At 71.1% G+C, this 19,465-nt stretch carries 13 protein-coding genes and 2 pseudogenes; 9 read left to right on the top strand and 6 right to left on the bottom strand.

The genetic code is table 11. The features are described from left to right. The first annotated feature begins 262 nt into the window (after positions 1–262). From ABZV34_RS02080 to moeZ, 5 genes are all read left to right on the top strand, one after another. On the top strand, positions 263–1,399 hold the full coding sequence (locus ABZV34_RS02080) for a hypothetical protein (protein ID WP_356270516.1): 1,137 nt from the start codon (positions 263–265) through the stop codon (positions 1,397–1,399). Next, entirely contained in the window at positions 1,396–1,752 is a 357-nt protein-coding gene (locus ABZV34_RS02075; protein WP_356270514.1) for a hypothetical protein, read from the top strand. Before ABZV34_RS02080 ends, ABZV34_RS02075 begins: the two co-directional genes overlap by 4 nt. After that, positions 1,749–2,708, top strand: a complete 960-nt coding sequence (locus ABZV34_RS02070) for an NAD-dependent epimerase/dehydratase family protein (protein WP_356270512.1) — start codon at positions 1,749–1,751, stop codon at positions 2,706–2,708. The genes ABZV34_RS02075 and ABZV34_RS02070 overlap by 4 nt, the downstream gene beginning before the upstream one ends. Further along, positions 2,696–3,445 (top strand): spherulation-specific family 4 protein, encoded by a 750-nt coding sequence (locus tag ABZV34_RS02065; protein ID WP_356270510.1) that lies wholly within the window; start codon positions 2,696–2,698, stop codon positions 3,443–3,445. The genes ABZV34_RS02070 and ABZV34_RS02065 overlap by 13 nt, the downstream gene beginning before the upstream one ends. Positions 3,446–3,508: 63 nt before the next feature. Next, entirely contained in the window at positions 3,509–4,687 is a 1,179-nt protein-coding gene (gene moeZ / locus ABZV34_RS02060) for an adenylyltransferase/sulfurtransferase MoeZ (protein ID WP_356270509.1), read from the top strand. Positions 4,688–4,925: 238 nt separating this feature from the next. Here the strand turns inward: moeZ and ABZV34_RS02055 are convergent, their stop codons facing one another. Beyond that, complete coding sequence (locus ABZV34_RS02055; RefSeq protein WP_356270507.1) at positions 4,926–5,492, bottom strand: hypothetical protein; 567 nt, start codon at positions 5,490–5,492, stop codon at positions 4,926–4,928. A 1,168-nt stretch (positions 5,493–6,660) separates the two neighbouring features. Further along, entirely contained in the window at positions 6,661–7,083 is a 423-nt protein-coding gene (locus tag ABZV34_RS02050; protein ID WP_356270505.1) for a pentapeptide repeat-containing protein, read from the bottom strand. A 94-nt stretch (positions 7,084–7,177) separates the two neighbouring features. On the opposite strand from ABZV34_RS02050, the pseudogene ABZV34_RS02045 reads away from it, so the two are divergent. Then, a pseudogene (locus ABZV34_RS02045) lies at positions 7,178–7,621 on the top strand (IS982 family transposase); the annotation flags it as partial. A 44-nt stretch (positions 7,622–7,665) separates the two neighbouring features. Then, entirely contained in the window at positions 7,666–8,076 is a 411-nt protein-coding gene (locus ABZV34_RS02040) for a hypothetical protein (RefSeq protein ID WP_356270503.1), read from the top strand. A 21-nt stretch (positions 8,077–8,097) separates the two neighbouring features. Here ABZV34_RS02040 and ABZV34_RS02035 read toward each other — a convergent pair. The 4 genes and pseudogenes from ABZV34_RS02035 to ABZV34_RS02020 all read right to left on the bottom strand — a co-directional run. Beyond that, positions 8,098–8,724: pseudogene (locus ABZV34_RS02035) on the bottom strand (IS630 family transposase); the annotation flags it as partial. A gap of 75 nt (positions 8,725–8,799) precedes the next feature. Then, a complete protein-coding gene (locus ABZV34_RS02030) occupies positions 8,800–10,350 on the bottom strand; it encodes an alpha/beta hydrolase (protein ID WP_356270501.1) in 1,551 nt (516 codons plus the stop codon). A 115-nt stretch (positions 10,351–10,465) separates the two neighbouring features. After that, positions 10,466–12,010: an alpha/beta hydrolase gene (locus ABZV34_RS02025; RefSeq protein WP_356270499.1), complete on the bottom strand. Its 1,545-nt coding sequence runs from the start codon at positions 12,008–12,010 to the stop codon at positions 10,466–10,468. A gap of 180 nt (positions 12,011–12,190) precedes the next feature. Next, entirely contained in the window at positions 12,191–15,016 is a 2,826-nt protein-coding gene (locus tag ABZV34_RS02020; protein WP_356270497.1) for a lysylphosphatidylglycerol synthase domain-containing protein, read from the bottom strand. A gap of 186 nt (positions 15,017–15,202) precedes the next feature. Between ABZV34_RS02020 and ABZV34_RS02015 the strand changes: the two genes are divergently transcribed. Both ABZV34_RS02015 and ABZV34_RS02010 read left to right on the top strand, forming a co-directional pair. Further along, positions 15,203–15,568, top strand: coding sequence for an MGMT family protein (locus tag ABZV34_RS02015; protein ID WP_356270495.1), 366 nt, complete (start codon positions 15,203–15,205; stop codon positions 15,566–15,568). Between the two features lie 248 nt (positions 15,569–15,816). Further along, positions 15,817–19,329 carry an ATP-dependent DNA helicase gene (locus ABZV34_RS02010; protein ID WP_356270493.1) on the top strand — a complete coding sequence of 1,171 codons (3,513 nt, stop codon included), beginning with the start codon at positions 15,817–15,819 and terminating at the stop codon, positions 19,327–19,329. Positions 19,330–19,465 lie beyond the last annotated feature (136 nt).

The raw sequence follows: 19,465 nt of genomic DNA, 5'->3' as shown, positions 1-19,465 counted from the left end.
CGAAGGACGACTCGGCGACATGGACCGGCCCGCGGCACCGGAGAGTTCCGGGGCCTGGGACGAGCGGTCGGTGGAGTGGTCCGTGCGGGACGAGCAGTCCGTGGAGCGGCTTGTGAGGGACGAGGAGTCCGTGGCGGACGAGGAGGCGGACCCCCGCGCGCGGACCGCCGTACCGAACGGGGGGAGTCCGACGGGGAGCGCACCCGCGGCCGGTCCCGCCCCTCGCGGGGCTGAGGCAGGGGAAGGGCCAGGGGCAGCCGGCGTGGGTACGAGCACGGTGCCCGACACCCCGAACGCCGCGAGCGGCCTCCCCGGACACTCCCGCAGGCCCCCCGGCCGCCGGAACGCCGTGGACCCGGTGAAGGCACTGATGCACCGGCACCGCGAACTCTGCGAACGCGCCGTCGACCCGCTGGAGATCGCCGCGGGCCTGGAGGCGCACGGACTGACCGACCGGACCGCGACCCGCTTCCGCCACCGGGACGTGTTCTCCCTCGCCGAGGAGATGTACGCGCGCCGGACGCGCGAGGGGGAACCGGCCCCGCAGTCCACCCCCGCGGAACGCTCCGGCGCACGCGCCGGCTGGGCCGTGCTCGCCCTGGTGCCGGGCGCCCTGTGCGCGGCCACCGTGACCGGACTGCGGTTCACCGAAGGGCGGGCCCACCTCGCCGTCGCCGCGACCGGCACCCTCGCCGTGGCACTCGGCCTGCGCGCCGCCGTGCGCCACGGCCCCCTCGGCGCCGTGCAGCGCACGACGAACGGCACCCGGGCGTGGACCTGTTGGCTGATCGCGTACGCCCTGTTCGGCGACGGGCTGCTGAGCGCCGCCCTCTCCGGCGGACCCGACGACCCGTGGCCGCCCGCCACGGCGCCCGTACTCGCCCTCGCCCTGTCCTGCGCCCCCGCGGCCTGGTGCGCCCACCTGTTCATGGCGCGCGCCCGCCGCGGGCTGGCCGCCAGCCGGGGCCTGAAGGAGTTCGCGGTCTCCGTGAGGCCCCTGCTCCTGGGCGTGTTCGCCCTCTTCCTGTGTGCCCTCGGCGCCCTGCTCGCCGTGTGCGGGGCGGCCCTGGACGAGTCCCCCGCCTACGCCGGAGCGGGCGCCCTCGGCGCGCTGCTGCTCCTCGCACGCCTGCTCACGGCGCGCGGCTTCACCCGCGCCCCCGCTGTCGTGCTCGGCGCCGCCGGCGCGGCCGAGGTGACCGCGACGGCCACGGTCTTCGCCGCCCGCCTGCCCGGCTGTTCGTTCCTGGGCACGCCCGTCGAGACCGTCGCCTACGCCTGGGGGCCCGGCGCCGTCCCGGCCCTGGTGTGCGGCGCGGGCGCACTCGTCCTCCTGATCCACGCGACCCGCACCCTGACCCGGGCCTCGGCCCACGCGGCACCCGACGGGGCGCCATGAGCACCGCCCCCGCCCACGACCCGGTCCGCGCGCCCGGCGTCGCCGCCGGGCTCGGTCCGCGCGCCGCCCGGCACACCTGCCTGGACGCCGAGCCCGGCCCGGACGAACCGCGCGTCGCCCGCCCCGCGCCACGACCCGCCCACCCCGACCCGGCCCACGGCCCCCTCCACTCTCGCGTCACCCTCGCGAGCCGCCGTGAACGCCGCCCGAGGGCCCAGTCCCTACGCCGGGCCCACCTCTCCCGCGGGGCCGACACCGCGGGCCTCCCTTCCGACCCACGGCACCACCCCGAAGGAGAACGCCAGATGATCACCTCCCGAACCGGAGAATCCGCCCCGGGAGCCGGCCGATGAGAGTCCTGCTGATCGGAGCCAACGGATACCTCGGCCGTTTCGTCGCCGACAGGCTGCTCGCCGACCCGGCCGTGCAACTCACCGCGCTCGGCCGGGGCGACGACGCCGACGTGCGGTTCGACCTCGCCTCGGGCAGCCCCGGCGCACTCACCCGCTTCCTGGACGCGGTGCACCCCGGGGTCGTCATCAACTGCGCCGGTGCCACCCGCGGCGGTGCCCGCGAACTCACCCGGCACAACACCGTCGCCGTCGCCACCGTCTGCGAGGCCCTGCGGCGCAGCGGGTGCGGGGCGCGGCTCGTGCAGATCGGCTGCGGTGCCGAGTACGGGCCCAGCCAGCCCGGCTCGTCCACCGCCGAGGACGCCGTTCCGCGCCCCGGCGGCCCGTACGGCGTCAGCAAACTCGCGGCCACCGAACTGGTCCTCGGCTCCGGACTCGACGCCGTCGTCCTGCGCGTCTTCTCGCCCGCCGGGCCCGGCACGCCCGCCGGATCCCCGCTCGGCCGTCTCGCCGAGGCCATGCGGCGCGCCATGCAGTCCGGCGACGGCGAACTCAAACTCGGCGGACTCGGTGTCCAGCGCGACTTCATCGACGTCCGCGACGTCGCCCGTGCCGTCCACGCCGCCTCCCTCTCCGCCGCACAGGGCGTCATCAACATCGGCTCGGGCCGCGCCGTCCGCCTGCGCGACGCCGCCGCCGTCCTCGCCCGCGTGGCCGGCTACGGCGGCACACTGCACGAACTCGACGGCCCGCCCGGACCCATGAGGGCACCCATCGGGCACCCCCGCCCCGAACCCGACCACGCGGGCCCGGTCGCCTACCCCTACCCGGACGGCTGCGGCAGCTGGCAGCAGGCCGATGTGCGCACCGCACGCGACCGCCTCGGCTGGCGGCCCCGGATCAACCTCGAGGAGTCCCTCGCCGACATCTGGATGGAGGCGGCATGCCGCATCTGACCAGCGCCACGGCGGGCACCGCGAGCACGAACCTGAGGACCGGCTTCGGCATCCCCGGCTACGCGCACCCCCTCGTCGCGCCGGGGGAATGGGGCACACTCACCCGCCCCGGCACCCCCCTGCACTGGGTCGTCCTGAACGTGGCCGAAGGCCCGGGCAGCCGCCCCGACCCGCACTGCCTGGAGGCCGTCGGCCGGCTCCGCCAAGCCGGTGTGCGCGTGCTCGGACACCTGGACATCACGTACGGCGCACGTGCCGGCGGCGAGTTGATCTCCGACGCGCAGCGGTATCTCGACTGGTACCGGGTCGGCGGCTTCCTCCTGCATCGCTGTCCCACCGAGCGCGCCACGCTGCCCGAGGTCCGGCGGGCGGTCACGGGGCTCCGCGCGCTCCTCGACGACCCGCACATCGTGCTCGGCCATGGCACCCACCCCTACCCCGGCTATGCCGAGAACGCCGACCAACTGGTGACGTTCTCCGGCTCCTGGAGCGACTACCGCTGGTCGCAGGTCGCCGAGTGGACGGCCGACTACGCGCCCGAGCGGTTCTGCCACTTCGTGCACGGCGTGCCGCGCGGTCATCTGGACGAGGCGTTGCGTATCGCCCGCTGGCAGGGCGCCTCGACCATCTACTTCACCGACCGCACGGACCGGGGCGGCCGCACCGATCCCTGGGAGACGATGCCCGGCTACTGGGACGACATCGTCTCGCGGATCGGAACGGGTGTCTCGGAATGAAGAAGGGCGTGGCAGTGTTACGGGGAGAACAACTGTAGTGATTGACCGACCAACGGAGTCCCCGTGTCGCTGCCACCCCTGGTCGAGCCGGCTGCCGAGCTCACCGTAGACGAGGTCCGCAGGTACTCCCGCCACCTGATCATCCCCGATGTGGGGATGGACGGGCAGAAGCGGCTGAAGAACGCCAAGGTGCTGTGTGTGGGCGCCGGCGGCCTCGGGTCCCCGGCGCTGATGTACCTGGCCGCGGCGGGCGTGGGCACGCTCGGCATCGTGGAGTTCGACGAGGTCGACGAGTCGAACCTGCAGCGCCAGATCATCCACAGCCAGGCGGACATCGGCCGCTCCAAGGCCCAGTCCGCGCGCGACTCCGTACTGGGTATCAACCCGTACGTGAAGGTGGTCCTCCACGAAGAGCGGCTCGAGGCCGAGAACGTGATGGACATCTTCAGCCAGTACGACCTGATCGTCGACGGCACGGACAACTTCGCGACCCGCTACCTGGTCAACGACGCGTGCGTGCTCCTCGACAAGCCGTACGTGTGGGGCTCGATCTACCGCTTCGACGGCCAGGCGTCCGTCTTCTGGTCCGAGCACGGCCCCTGCTACCGCTGCCTCTACCCGGAGCCCCCGCCCCCCGGCATGGTCCCCTCCTGCGCCGAGGGCGGTGTCCTGGGCGTGCTGTGCGCGTCCATCGGCTCCATCCAGGTGAACGAGGCGATCAAGCTGCTCGCGGGCATCGGGGAGCCCCTGGTCGGCCGCCTGATGATCTACGACGCCCTGGAGATGCAGTACCGCCAGGTCAAGATCCGCAAGGACCCGAACTGCGCGGTCTGCGGCGAGAACCCCACCGTCACCGAGCTCATCGACTACGAGGCCTTCTGCGGCGTCGTGTCCGAGGAGGCCCAGGAGGCGGCGGCCGGCTCCACGATCACTCCCAAGCAGCTCAAGGAGTGGATCGACGACGGCGAGAACATCGAGATCATCGACGTCCGCGAGATCAACGAGTACGAGATCGTCTCGATCCCCGGCGCCAAGCTGATCCCGAAGAACGAGTTCCTCATGGGCACCGCCCTGGAAACCCTTCCGCAGGACAAGAAGATCGTCCTGCACTGCAAGACGGGTGTCCGCAGCGCCGAGGTCCTCGCCGTCCTGAAGTCCGCGGGCTTCTCGGACGCGGTGCACGTCGGCGGAGGCGTGATCGGCTGGGTCAACCAGATCGAGCCGGACAAGCCGATCTACTGAAGAACCCCCTTGGCGGGCTGCGGAGTTGCTCCGTGGCCCGCCATTTTGCTGGGCTTCAGCGGTCGTTGCCTGTCGTCGTTTGTCGCCGTTGGCCACCCTCGGACGACCCACGGACGGCCCACGGACGACCCACGGACGACCCACGGACGGCCCAGTCTCGGGCCCCCGAAGAGCCGTCCACCAGCAGCGGCGTCGATCACGACGGCGCTATGTGAGGGGGGCGACGCCCGGATGCTCTCTACACGGTCACGTGGGCGTAGACCAAGGGCGCGGCTGCGGCGGTCTTGTCGACGGTCACCAAGCCACTGCCGGCCCTGTCGCCCTGCTCGGGGATGTCCGCGTAGAGGCCGGCGAGGTGGCCCTTGGTCCCGATCTTCCAGGGAAGCTCGACGGAGTCGATGTCGTCCTGGTCCAGCACGGCGTCGCCGGCCGCCAGGTCCCCGGTGGTCTTGCCCAAGGAGGTCAGGAACTCCTTGAGGCCTGTGGGGGTGGTGCGGAAGCGCAGATAGATGTCCTGGGCGCTTTCCGCGCTGCCGTCGCCCGGGACCACCAGGTAGAAGGCGTCCCGGGCACTGGTCGGCACCGCGAGCCGGAAGGTCTTCTGAAGCGCAGCGCCGGGGATTCCGCGCTTCTCCGCTGAGACCCCGGAGGAGGACGTGTGCGACGCGGGGATACTCACGGTGACGCCCACCACCGGCCAGACCACCATCGCGACGGCGGCCGGCAGCAGCACACCGCACAGCACGAGCAGCAGCGGGACGGCGGATCCCCGCGAGGCACGCTCCTGGCGCGTGGTGTGCGGCATCACGGCTTCTTCCTCATCTTGGACGATCCCCGGACGTCGTAGTCCCTGGCGAGTCCGACGGTGTGCAGGTGGGCGATCTCCGGCTGGGCGATGTCGTGGTTGAGCACTCCGGGGATGTAGACCTTCAGGTTTGCCTTGTGCTCACTGGGGACGCCCCAGTTGTAGCGCTTCTTGACGAGGTAGAGAAATCTGTGACGCCGTTCTGCTTGAAGGGTCGTGCCCCGCCTTCCGCCTTGTCGCTTGTCTTGTCGCTTGTCGGCTCGCAGGTCAGAGACTGTTTTGGCGCTGCTGGCCCCTATTCCTGATGGTGAGGCGACAAGCGACAAGGGCACCGACGGCATGCTCCCGCACTGCCGCCTGGTTGAGGAGGAGCAAGAAGGACCGCCCTTCGGGCGGGCGTTCCTCGGCCGCCCTCCCAACATCGCGGTCCTACGCCGCGGGCGGCTACTGGGTACTGGGGCCCCAGTGGAAACGCCCCAGTAGCGGCCCTTCAACCGCTCTACGGGGGGGTGGGCTGTGCCCCACTACCCAGTAGCCCGGCGCTCGTTGTCCCCGACCGTCATGAGGGCGAGGGTCGTAGGCGCCTTTCAGAGTGGCTCATCCCCCTTGCGTGAGGCGGAGTCCCTGATGTCATGAACGGCCGCCTATGACCTCGTGGAGGTGCTGAGTAACGACAGTTTCCGCCGCCACACGCGCGCGTGCGCGCAGGGGCCCCTCCCTGGAGACCGCGGCAACTTGGAAACTCGCAGGTCAGTGGAGAGTTGCAGGGGTCAACCGGGGCTGTCGACGCAATCGACGGCATCAACCGTGGCAAATCGGGCGGGCTGGCGACCTGGCGTCGCCGCGTACAAGCAAGAGGAGCACTCCCGCCCCGCGCGTGGTGCTCCTCTTGCTTGTACGCGGCGGACGGCAATCCAGGGGGCGCAACCCCGCTCTCCCTTGGAAGGCTGTCCTGGGGCCTTCCAAGGGGCGGGCGGCGGGTTTGGTGAGCGTCGTCGGGCCCGATCCGTTCTGCGTGGATCTCCACGGCTCTTCAGGAGGGGGACGGCCGTGCGCACCGCGATCCCCCTCCTGAAGAGCCGTCCCTCACTCTCTTACTAGGCGATCGATTCCAAGGGGGTCGGCCTGATGAGTCGAGGCGGGTCCATGCGCCTCGGACATCGGCCGATTACCCGGTGATTGGCCAGCCGATGACCTGGTCGAGCTGAAGGTCACGGAGGACGGCGTTGTCCAGCTTGATGCCGGTGGCGTTGGTCAGCCCATGAGGTGGGGTGCCGGTGAGGACCTGACCGAATCGTGCGCCGGTTAGGTCCGCTGCCCGGAGGTCGGCACCGGTCAGATCGCAGCCCGCCAAGGAGACTCCGCGCAGGGAGGCGCCGCTCAGGTTGGCCCCGCGAAGATCGCACAGCTTGAAGCGGCAGCCGTCCAGGGTGGCGTGACGCAGATCAGCCCCGCGAAACGAGCACCGGGTGAACCACAACTGCTGCAAGCGCACCGATACGAGATCACCCTCGTCGAAGGACTCCCGATGGAGAGCCCCATACCGGCGGCGGGACGCGAGGTCTTCTTTAGCCGTCACCACTCTGCCCATGGCGGACATCGTGTCAGCCCTGGGAGACGGTTGTCGTCGGCAATTGTGGGCTCCGACGGCACGCGGAGCAAGCGGGGGAGTCCAACGTCGGTGTGTGAAGACCGAGTTGGACTCCCTCGTGGCCGCACTCTATGTGAAGGCCGACGACCTGTTGAAGGATTCGCCGCAGCTCGCCCCGTGGCGGCCGGCGGTAGGCATCGCGCCGCAGTTGAGCGACGCCGAGCTGGTGACCTTGGCGATGATGCAGGCGATGCTGGGCTTCACCTCCGAGGCCTGGCGACTGCGGCACGCCCGCGCCCACCTGCGGCACCTGTTCCCCTACCTGCCACTGCAGCCCGGCTACAACAAGCGGCTGCGCAAGGCCGCCAAGCTCATCCGGCGCGTCGCCCGCACGCTGGCGGTCGACACCACGCTGTGGACCGACGACATGTGGATCGTGGACTCCACGCCGGTCGAATGCGGCGGTTCCCGCGAGACCGTCAAACGCTCCGACCTGGCCGGATGGGCCGAGTACGGCTACTGCGCCAGCCACAGCCGTGCTGTGACCGGATTGGTTCACCGGGTTGGCGGTACTGTCCGCGCATGAGTCAGCTCCCCTGCACTTTGGAAGCCCTCGTTGTGCGCACCGACTTCTCGGCAGACGGTGAGTGGGACGCTCTGCGGGCGTCGCTGTCCTCGCCCAGCAAGGACGGTTTCTTGGCAAACGTCGCAGTCGTCGATAACCGGAGGTACGAGGGTCTGACATCCGACCAGGCCCTCTACCTGATCCCCGCGGAGTACCAGCATCCGCTTCTTGTCTTAGCGGATTCTGCAGCCCTTGCCTCGACTGAACGGCCGCTCCTCGTGCTGGACCTGCAGGGTGAGCGTGAGCGTGGTGTCCGCGTTGTGGCAGCCCAGCTGTGGAGCATTGAGAACAACCTCTCGGGCGCGAACATGGACTTCGAGGAGTTCGCCGGCGCCGTCGACGAGGACGGCGTCTTCCGAGGCTTTTGAGTCACTGGCCGTTGGGCGGTGTCAGGCTGCGGACACGCTGGGGCGTCCGCCCCAGCGGATACCCTTCTCGCTGCGGACGCGGGCGCGCTTGTGATTCCTGGCCCAGCGGCGGATGTCGGCGCCTTTGTGGGCGGACAGGTTGTCCAGGATCACGTAGATCGGGGCGCCGTCGGGTCGGGCGGCGCGGATCGACTTCAGTGCGGCCATCGTGTTGGCGGCGCCCTTCCTGCGGCGGTTGACGCCCCACAGGGTGTCGTCGGCGACCGAGTAGCAGCCGTGGAAGTACCGCACTCCGTGGGTGCGGTGGTAGGTGGCCGGCACCCGGTCGGGCCTGGTCTGCGCGGCCAAACAGTTGCCGCCGGCGGGTCGTATCCCAAGGGGGCCGAACTCGTCGAAAGCGAAGACCCGGTCCGGGAAGCGGTCAAGGACCTCCTCGATCCGGTCCAGCTTCGCCTCGCGCTCGGGGCCCGGGGATTCCTTCCATGTCTTGGTGCGCTGAAAGGTGACACCGCGGCGGGCGAGCAGGCCGCGTAATGCCTCGCGGCCGATGTAAATCACCCGGCCGCGGATATTCCGTAGGTAGCGGATATTCCGTAGGTAGGCGACGAGTTTGCGCAGTGACCAGCGAGTGAAGGGCTGGCCGCTCCGCTGAGCACCGGCTCGTCCCGGCTTTCCGACGGCGGGGGTCTCGCACACGACAGGTGTGGGGGACCCCCGCCGCTGTCATGAACAGACCTTGCCGTCCTTCGGTACCGTCCCGTTCAGCAGATAGCCGTTCACCGTCGAGTCGACACAGTCGCTGCCACTCCCGTACGCACCATGGCCCTCGCCCTTCCAGGTGAGCTCCACCCCGACGCCCCTGCCCAGTTCGTCGGCCATCCTGCGGGCGCCCTCGTACGGCGTCGCCGGGTCCCCGGTGTTGCCGACGACCAGGACGGGCGCGGCTCCCGGGGCGCTGACCTCCGGGGTGTCGTACTGACCGGCGACCGGCCAGTCGTGGCACCAGCCCGCCGTGTCCCAGCCCAGGAAATCCCCGAAGACGGGCGAGATCTTCTCGAACTCGGGCAGCAGCTTCCGCGTCTCCGCGGGAGTCGGCCGCTGCTTGTCGTCCAAGCACGATATGACTCGTTGCGAATGGGTCGTCGTGCCGTAGTGCCCCGCGGAGTCACGGTCGTTGTACCCGTCGGCCAGCTCCAGCAGTTCCGTCCCGTCGCCGTCCTCGGCCGCCTTGAGCGCGCTGGTCAGGCGAGGCCAGCCCGACTTGCTGTACAGCGGCAGCACGATGCCGGTGAGGGCCAGGGTCTGGGTGAGCTCGCGCCCGCCGGTGGTCGGCAGCGGCTTCGCGTCGATCCGGTCCAGAAGGTCCACGATCTCGCGGGAGCCCTGCCCCGGTTCCTGGCCGGTGGACTTGAGGTAGTCGTCCAGGGCGCGCTGGAACCCCAGGGTCTGGTTCTTGGCGTGGCCCACCGTGTCGGCGCTCGGGTCGACGACGGCGTCCAGCACCAGCCGTCCCACGTTCTTGGGGAACAAGTGGGCGTACACACCGCCGAGTTCCGTGCCGTAGGAGATGCCGAAGTAGTGCATCCGGCTGTCGCCGAGGACCTGGCGCATCAGGTCCATGTCGCGGGCGGTGTCGGTCGTCGAGACGTGCGACATCAGCTTTCCGGCGGCCTTCTCGCAGCCCTTGCCGAAGTCCGTGGCGTCCTTGAAGTAGGCGCTCTCCTCGGCGGCGTCGTCCGGCGTGGCGTCCACCGACTCGGCGGCCTGGATCGCCTTGTCCCCGCGGCAGCGCACGCCCTCGCTGGCGGCCACACCGCGCGGGTCCCAGCTCACCAGGTCGTAGCGCTCGTGGAGCGGGCCGACGAGGTTCTCGTAGTTGGGCAGCGTGGAGACACCCGAACCGCCGGGGCCCCCGAAGTTGAACAGGAGTGAGCCGAGGCGCTCGCCCTGGCCGCCGGTCGCTTTCGAACGGATCAGTGCGAGGCCGATCGTCTCGCCGCCCGGCTTCGCGTAGTCGAGGGGCACCTTGAGTGTCGCGCACTGCCAGTCGCCGCCCTGGGCGGCGGAGCCCGAAGTGCCCTTGCAGCGGCCCCAGTCGGGCTTCTGCGAGGTGAGCGAGGCCGGCAGTGCCGAGGCCGCGCCGGACGACGGCGTGGTCGCCGACGGGGGGTCGCTGTTCTTCCCCTCGTCCTTGCCCTTCCCGGACGAGCCGCCGCAGCCGGCCACCATCAAAGCGGCCGCCACCAAGGCCGTCCACCGCGCGAAACGCGTCATGAGCTTCCCCCTCACCCGTGGTCCGCCGGATGCCGCGGATCACCTGCACGCCATACTAGGCGTCCGCGGTGAGCAGCCTCGGACGCCTGTGGATAACTGATTGACCTGCACTTTTCTAGGTGCAGACGGTTCCGGCGGGCGGCACGGTTCCGTCCAGCAGATAGCCGTCCACCGCGTTGTGCACGCACTTGTTCCCGCTGTCGTACGCGCCGTGCCCCTGGCCCTTGTAGGTCAGCTCGACGCCGACGCCCTTGCCCAGCGCCTCCACCATCTTCTTCGCACCCTCGTACGGCGTGGCCGGGTCACCGGTGTTGCCGACCACGAGGATCGGCGCCGCGCCGGCCGCGCTGACGTCCGGGTGATCGGCGGCCCCCGGGACGGCCCAGTCGGTGCAACTGAGCATGCCCCAGGCCAGATAGTCACCGAACAGGGGCGACGCGGCCCGGAACTCCGGAAGTCGCGCCTCGACATCGGCGACGGTGTAACGCGGCTTCTCGTCCGCGCAGTTGATGGACACGTTCGCCGCGGTGAGATTGCTGTACTGGCCGTCCTCGCTGCGCCCGTTCATGGAGTCCGACAGCACCATCAACTCCTTGCCGTCACCGCTGTACGCCTGGTCCAGCCCCTCCGTCAGGTACTCCCAGAAGTCCTTGGAGTACAGGGCCTGCGCGATGCCGTTGGTCGCGGCGGTCTGGGTCAGCTCACGCGGGAAGACACCGGGGATCGGCTTGCTCTCGAGGCTGGTGAGGAGCTTGGCGATGCGGTCCTTGACGTCCTGCGGGGTGTCGCCGATCGGGCAGGGATCCGCCTTCGAGGTGCAGTCCTCGGCGAAGTTGTCGAGCGCGAGCTGGAAACCCTTGGCCTGCCCGAGCGCGCCCTGCTCCGGGTCCTGTGTCGGGTCGACCACCCCGTCGAACACGGCGCGTCCCACGTTCTTGGGGAACAAGTGGGCGTACACACCGCCGAGTTCGGTGCCGTAGGAGATGCCGAAGTAGTGCAGCTTGTCGTCCCCGAGGACCTGCCGCATGAGGTCCATGTCGCGGGCCGCGTCGGTGGTGCGCACGTGCGGGATGGTCCGGCCCGAGTTCTTCTCGCAGGCCGCGTTGAACGCCTTGGTGTTGTCCAGGAGCGACTTCCGCTGGGCGTCGTCGTCAGGGATGGCGTCCTGCTGGAAGTACGCGTCGAGCTGGCTGTCGTCCTCGCACTTCACCCCGTCGCTGCGGCCGACCCCACGCGGGTCGAAGCTCACCAGGTCGTAGCGGGTGCGCAGCTTCGCGTAGTCCCCGCCGAAGGCGGGCAGCGTGGTGACGCCCGAGCCGCCGGGGCCGCCGAAGTTGAAGACGAGGGAGCCGATGCGTTCGCCCGGGTCGCCGCTCGCCCGCGCCCGGATCAGCGCGATGCCGATCGTGTCGCCCTTGGGGGCGGACCAGTCGAGGGGAGCCTTCATGGTGGCGCACTGCCACTGCGCACCGCCCGGCAGAGGAGACGGGGCGCTGCCGCCACCCTCGGACTCGGAGGGGGCCGGGCAGTCCTTCCAGCTCAGTTCCTGGGCCGTCAGGTCGCCGTCGTCGGTCCCGTCGCCACAGCCCGTCAGCACACAGGACAGCAGGAAGGCGGTCACGGTGAGGGCAGCGGCGCGCGACTGGGACGGGTTCGGCATGTCTCCCATCCTGCGGTCGCGCCGGGCGGGGCGCTCGGGACGCGGGCCGTGCGGGTGAGAGCACGGCGGCCCGTGCCCGCGCGGCCGCGAGCGGCGCGCCGCACCGGTTTACCGGCAGGGTCGAGATCCTCGACGCGAGCCCCGCGATCCTGCCGCGCCGCGGCGCGCCGTACCGGCTCCCTACAGGGCGCCCTTGCGTGTGAGGTGGTTGAAGAACAGCCACCCCGGCAGCACCGGCAGCCACAGCGTCAGCAGCCGGTACAGCAGCACCGCGGGAGCGGCGACCTCCTTGGGGAGACCGACGGCGATCAGACCGACCGTGAGCGTCGCCTCGACCGCGCCGACACCGCCGGGGGTCGGCGCCGCCGAGCCGAGCGCGTTGCCGGCGAGGAAGACGACGGCCACGCTGGCGAGGCTGAGCGTGGTGGTCTCCTCATGGCCGAAGGCACGGATCGACGCGTCCAGGCACATCACGAAGCAGGCGGTCAGCAACAGCATCCCGCCGATGCCGGTGATCAGCTTCTGCGGACGCTGGAGCACGTCCAGCATCCGCGGCACGACCCCGGCGAACAGTGACCTGACGCGAGTGACGACGAACTTCCGCAGGAACGGCACCGACGTCACGACGAGGACCAGCACCGCGACCGTCAGCAGACCGGCGATGACCGTACGGGAGGGCGACAGGGACGGCGTCTTCTCCGTGCCGGTCAGATAGCCGAAGGACAGCAGCATCAGGATGTGACAGCCCAGCCCGAACAGCTGCGACGCGCCGACGCTCGCCACCGCGAGCCCCGGCCGCACCCCGGCACGCTGCAGGAAGCGCGTGTTGAGCGCGACACCGCCGACCGCCGCGGGCGCCACGATCTTCACGAACGAGCCGGCGACCTGCGCGGCCACGGTCCGCAGGAACGGCACCCGTTCCGGCACGAAGCCGAGCAGACTCATCGCCGCCGCGAAGTAGCTCAGCGCCGAGAACAGCACGGCCGCCGCGACCCAGCCCCACTCGGCGCTCTCGAAGAGGGTCGCGAACTCGATGTGGGTGAGCTGCGTCAGCAGGAAGTACCCGCCGATGGCACCGGCGATGAAACTCATCAGCGTGCGCGGTCTGATCCGCTCCAGGCGGGCCGGCTCGACCGGCGCCTGCGGTCTGATCCGCAGCACCTGGTGGCGGATCTGGGTGAGCAGGTCCTCCTCGCGTGCCTCGTCCAGCGCTTCGTCCAGCGCCCGTTTCTCGGCCCGCTGCTCCGCCCGTACGGCCTTCTTGCCGGGCTTCTCCGCCGCGGTCTCGGCGTGCTGGGCCTGCTCCGCGCGCGCGAGCTTGTCCTGCCGTGAGGCCTCCAGCACCGCGTCGCGCTCGCGCTGGGCACGCTCGCGGGCCAGTTTGCGCAGCGTCGCGCGCGTGGAGCGGGACAGTGCGATGGGCTGCAGCAGGGGCAGACAGTCGGCGACGGCGTCGGGACCCAGGACACCGACGGCCGACGCCACCGTGCGCTCGGCGCCGACGCGCAGCCCCAGGGTGGTCAGCAGCTGGGCGATGTCCATGCGCAGCAGCAGATCACCGGCCGCGATCTCGCCGCCGCGCAGATCGGTGAGGATCACCGTGCCGGAACGATCCACCAAAATCGCGTCACCCGCGAGCCTGCGGTGCGCGATGCGCCGTGACTGCAGCGACTGCACCTGATGCCAGGTGTCACGCAGAAGGCCGTCGGTGATGAGCTCCCCGGGGAGCGAGTCCAGGGTCCGCCCGCCGGTGTGCTCGTAGACGAGCATCACGGCGTCCGGGCCGAGCTCGGAGGTCGCGATCAGCTTCGGCGCGTTCGCGCCGGCCGCGATGGCCGCGTACGCGAGGAGCGCCTCCTGCTCCAGGGCCTGGCGCAGCGACTGGAGGCTGCGACGGGTGGCGAGCCCGCGCAGGGTCAGATTGCGCCAGACCCGGTAGAAGAAGCCCTGCGCCTGCTGCTCCCGGTCGACGACCGTGACGTCCAGCGGCGGTCCGTCCTCCAGGGTGACGAAGTAGCGCCGGCCTCGGTCACCGTTGTCGGACGTGTCCGGGGTCTCCTCGCGGGCCGCGCTGACGGGATGGAAACCGACGTGCCGCAGCCCCGCCATCAGCGTCCGGCCGGTCGGCCGGACGTTCGGCGACCCGACCGCGTACAGCGTCCCGTAGGCGATGGTCCAGCCGATCAGCACCGTCAGGATGATCGAGAACGGTGTCGTGTAGCCGGTGACCAGCATGGAGAAGGCGTCCAGGAGCAGCACCACCCACAGCACCGAGCGCCAGCGGGGTCTGCGGGACATGCCGACGGCCGTCATGTACGCGATGACCGGTGCCAGATAGCCGTGCACCGGGTCGGTGAGGGCGTGGATGTCGCCCGGCGAGGGCTGGGTGAGGGCCTCCTGAATGGAGCCCGGAGCGGCCTTCGCGACCCACAGGTCGGTGGCGAGGGTCACACCGTGTGCGAGGACCGCGGCGAGCACGCCGTCGGCGATGCGCAGCCCGTCCCGTTTGATCAGGCGCTCGATGGCGAAGGCGACCGGCACCAGCAGGATCGCGATGCTCGACGCGAGTCCCGCGATCTTGATCAGCAGATCGGGTGCCTGGCCGGTGCCTTTGTTGATGTCCTGTTCGAGCCCAGAGGTCGTCCCGTGCGCGAACGCCGCGATGGCGAGCAGCACGACGATCGCGAGGAAGCCGACCAGCAGCCGCATCAGGTCCGACGGACGGTGCACGCGCGCGGGCAGCAGCGGTTCGTCGCCCTCGACCTCGTCGTTGTGGACCTCGTCACCGCAGTCGTCGTCGCCCGTCGCCCGCCGGTTCCCGGTGCCGTACGCCTCAGGGGAGGGCTTTTGGTCCGCCTTCGAGGGGGAATCGGTCATCGAGCCGGGCTCGGCGTCCGTCGTGCCAGGGCTCTCGTCGGCGGCTCCAGCGGCTCCAGCGGCTTCTGGGCGCGACGAAGCGGCGGAGGTGCTCTCCGCGCCTTCGGGGTGCACGCCCTGCTGCCTCATGGTCTCTTCTTGATCTCGTATCACCAGTCACCGCCCGCACGATGGTGGCATGCCCCACCGACACACGGGGGCATCAGGGTGCAAATGCGGGGGCGCACAGTCTGCCCGAAGTGCGCCCTCGGAGCGAGGGATACCCACAGTCGCCGCCGCGTCACACTGTCGGTGGGGTGGGGCAGGATGGGGCGGATGAGCGAGGAGAACCTTCCGGCGGACGAACTGCCGGAGTACGCGGAGCGGGTCCTTGAGGTCGCCGACCTCATTCCCCCCGGGCGCGTCATGACGTACGGGGACGTCGCCGAGTGGCTGGAGGAGGGCGGGCCGCGCCAGGTGGGACGCGTGATGGCCCTCTACGGAGGAGCGGCCTCGTGGTGGCGGGTCATCCGCGCGGACGGAGTCCTTCTGCCCGGCCACGAACTCGAGGCGCTGGACCATTACCGCGCGGAGGGCACACCGCTGAAGGAGGCGAGCAGGGCTTCCGAGGGGCATCTGCCACGCGTCGACATGAGGCGAGCACGATGGGACGGCGACGAACGCGCGCAGGATCACACCTGACAGCTTCCGCCATCGGACGGGCGGACGGGACGTCTGTGGCCCGTACGGGGGAAACGAGGCACGTCCGTGACATGCCGTACGTTCGACGAGCGGGGAACGCACCGGGTGTGAGGGAAGAACGGGAAGCCGTCCGTCCGCGATGTCCACCGGCGTACCGTCGACGGCGCGCATCCCCCTCACCCCGCGGCCCCCACCCTCGGCCCGCGGCGCTCCGCACACCAGCACAACCTCCAGGACCGGCGAACCACGTGAGCTCCTCTTCCTCCACCAGGCGCCCGCCGCACCCCCAGGTGCGGCAGGGGACCCGCGGCGCGTACCGACTGGTGCGCACCGCGCCGGTCCGGGTGGGCCCCCCTCGTCTGGACGCAGGACAGCGCACAGTGGTTGACCACGGCTCGGGCCCTCTCCTCGTACTGGCGGGCCCCGGCACCGGAAAGACGACCACCCTCGTCGAGTCCGTGGCGGCCCGGATCGCACACGGAGGCGACCCGGAACGGATCCTGGTGCTCACGTTCAGCCGCAAGGCGGCCGTGGAACTGCGCGACCGCATGGCACTGCGCATCGGGGCCGCCCATGCCCCCCGGGCCACCACCTTCCACTCGTTCTGCTACGCCCTGGTCCGCGCCCACCAGGACAGCGACCTGTTCGTGGAACCGCTGCGGCTGCTGTCCGGACCCGAACAGGACGTCGCGGTGCGCGAGCTGCTCGCGGGCCAGCCCGACCTGGAGCGGCTCGGCCTCGCCCACGTCCGCTGGCCCGACGAACTGCGCGCCTGCCTGACCACACGCGGCTTCGCCGACGAGGTCCGAGCCGTCCTGGCGCGCAGCCGCGAACTCGGACTGGGCCCCGACGCCCTGACCGCCTTCGCCCGCCGGATCGGCCGCCCCGACTGGAGCGCCGCCGCGGCCTTCCTCGCCGAGTACCTCGACGTTCTCGACCTGCAAGGAGTCCTCGACTACGCGGAACTCGTCCACCGCGCGGTACTGCTCTCGGGACGCCCGGACGTCGCCGGACGTCTCGCCGCGCAGTACGACGCCGTCTACGTGGACGAGTACCAGGACACCGACCCCGCCCAGGTGCGGCTCCTGCGCGCCCTGGCCGGCGGCGGCCGCACCCTGGTCGCCTTCGGCGACCCCGACCAGTCGATCTACGCCTTCAGGGGCGCCGACGTCAACGGCATCCTGGACTTCCCCGACGCCTTCCCGCGCGCGGACGGCCACCCCGCGCCGGTCGAGGTACTGCGCACCTCCCGCCGCTCGGGCGCCGGCCTGCTCAAAGCCACCCGCCTGCTCACCCAGCGCATGCCGCTGACCCGGCTGCCCGCGCCGAAGGTACGCGCCCACCGCGAGCTGACACCGGTACGCGGCGGCGGCACGGTCGAGGTCTACACGTACCCGACGGCGGGCACCGAACTGGACAACATCGCGGACATCCTGCGCCGCGCCCACCTGGAGGACGGCGTCTCCTGGGGCGAGATGGCCGTCCTGGTGCGCGCAGGCGCCCGCACGATCCCGGTGATCCGCCGCTCCCTCACCGCCGCCGGTGTACCGCTCGACATCGACGGCGACGACCTGCCCCTGCGGCACGAACCCGCGGTGACACCGTTGCTGACGGCACTGCGGGCGGTCGCCCGCGCCGAGTCCGGAACGGGAGTGTCGCTACAGGCACCGAGGCCCGACTCCGGCAGCGGCACTCCCGTCCACGCCCCTGATGGCGCCCCGGATGACGCCTCTGACGAAGCCTCCGACGACACACCTGGAGCCGCTCCCGAAAGCGATCCCGGAGCTGTCCCAGAAGCCCCTCTTGAAGCCGTTCTGGCAGTCGCTCCTGAACACGCGGACGCACAGCCCGAGGACACCGGTCTCCAGGGAACGGGGTCCTGGCTCGACACCGGGACAGCGCTCACCCTGCTCGCCTCGCCCCTCGCCGGCATGGACGCCGCCGACCTGCGGCGCCTGGGCCGCGCGCTGCGCGAGGAGGAACGCGCCGCCGGCAACCACGTACCGCCGCCCTCCGACGAACTGCTCGCGCTCGCACTGGCCGAACCGGAACGGCTCGTCGCCCACGACCCGGCCTACGCCCGCGGAGCCCAGCGCCTCGGCGCGCTGCTGCGCAAGGCACGGGAGCGCCTGGCGGGCGGTGGCACGGCCGAGGAGGCGCTGTGGGACCTATGGGAAGGCACACCCTGGCCGCGGCGCCTGGAACGGGCCGCCCGGCGCGGCGGCGCGGCGGGACGCAACGCCGACCGCGACCTCGACGCCGTGTGCGCGCTGTTCGCGACCGCGGCCCGTGCCGAGGAACGCACCGGCGGACGCGGCGCCCTCAACTTCCTGGAGGAGATCGACGCCCAGGACATCGCCGCCGACACCCTCACCCGCCGGGCCGTACGCCCCGACGCCGTGCGCCTGATGACCGCGCACCGTTCCAAGGGCCTGGAATGGCGCCTCGTCGTCGTCGCGGGCGTCCAGGAGGGTCTGTGGCCCGACCTGCGCCGCCGCGGCTCCCTGCTGGAGGCCGACCGTATCGGCCGCGACGGCCTCGCCGAACCCCTCACCCCCGGAGCGCTCCTCTCCGAAGAACGCCGCCTGTTCTACGTGGCCGCCACGCGCGCGCGTGAACGCCTCGTCGTCACCGCGGTGAAGGCACCCGCCGACGACGGGGACCAGCCCTCCCGCTTCCTCACCGAACTCGGCGTGGAACCCAAGGACGTCACCGGCCGGCCCCGCCGCCCGCTCTCCGTCGCCGCCCTCGTCGCCGAACTGCGCGCCACCACCGTCGACCCACGCGTCTCGGAACCCCTCCGGCAGGCCGCGGCCCGGCGCCTGGCCCGACTCGCCGCCCTCAGCGACGACGATGGCCGCCCCCTGGTGCCCTCCGCCCACCCCTACCGCTGGTGGGGCATGTACGACCCCACCGAGAGCAAGGTTCCGCTGCGCGACCGCGACCAGCCCGTCGTGCTCTCCGGAAGCGCCCTCGACCAGCTCGCCAACACCTGCGCCCTGCAGTGGTTCCTGGGGCGCGAGGTGAAGGCCGACGCGCCCGCGACCGCGGCGCAGGGCTTCGGCAACGTGGTACACGTCCTCGCCGACGAGGTCGCCTCCGGACGCACCCCCGCCGACCTCGACGTCCTCATGGAACGCCTGGACTCCGTGTGGAACGCGCTCGCCTTCGACGCGCCCTGGAAGTCGGCCCAGGAGAAGGAACACGCGCGCGTGGCGCTCGAACGCTTCCTGAAGTGGCACATCGACTCGAACCAGATCCGCCCCGGCCGTACACCCGTGGCCAGCGAGCACGACTTCGACGTGACCCTCGAAGCGGGCTCCTACGAAGTACGCATCCGCGGCTCCATGGACCGCGTCGAGACGGACACCGAGGGCCGCGCCTACGTGGTCGACTTCAAGACCGGCAAAAACGCGCCCACCGCCGCCGAAGTGGCCCACCACCCACAGCTCGCCGTCTACCAGCTCGCGGTCCGTGAGGGCGCGGTCGACGACGCCTTCGACGGCGTGCGCCCCGAGCCGGGCGGCGCCGAACTCGTCCAGCTGCGCCAGGGCGCCGCCCAGAAGAACGGCGGCGAGACCCTCCCCAAGGTGCAGGCCCAGGAACCTCTCACGGGGGAGTGGGTCGGCGACCTGCTGGCCACCGCCGCGGGCAAGGTCCTCGACGAACGGTTCTCGCCGACCATCGGCCAGCACTGCACGCACTGCGCGTTCCGGACATCGTGCAGCGCCCGCGCGGAGGGGCGCCACATCGTCGAATGACGGCCGCCGGCCGGCCGACGGCACGCGGACCGGCAGCACGCGGACCGACGGCACGCGAACTGGCGGCGGCCGACGGTTCCCGGGCCGCGCGATGTCATCGGCCGCGACCTGAGTGACGTACGACACCACACGTGCT

It is taken from the genome of Streptomyces sp. NPDC005195 (genome assembly GCF_040608315.1).
Lineage (GTDB): Bacteria > Actinomycetota > Actinomycetes > Streptomycetales > Streptomycetaceae > Streptomyces > Streptomyces kaempferi.
Note: the sequence above shows the minus strand (reverse complement) of the source record. Positions and strands in the feature narration are given on the sequence as shown.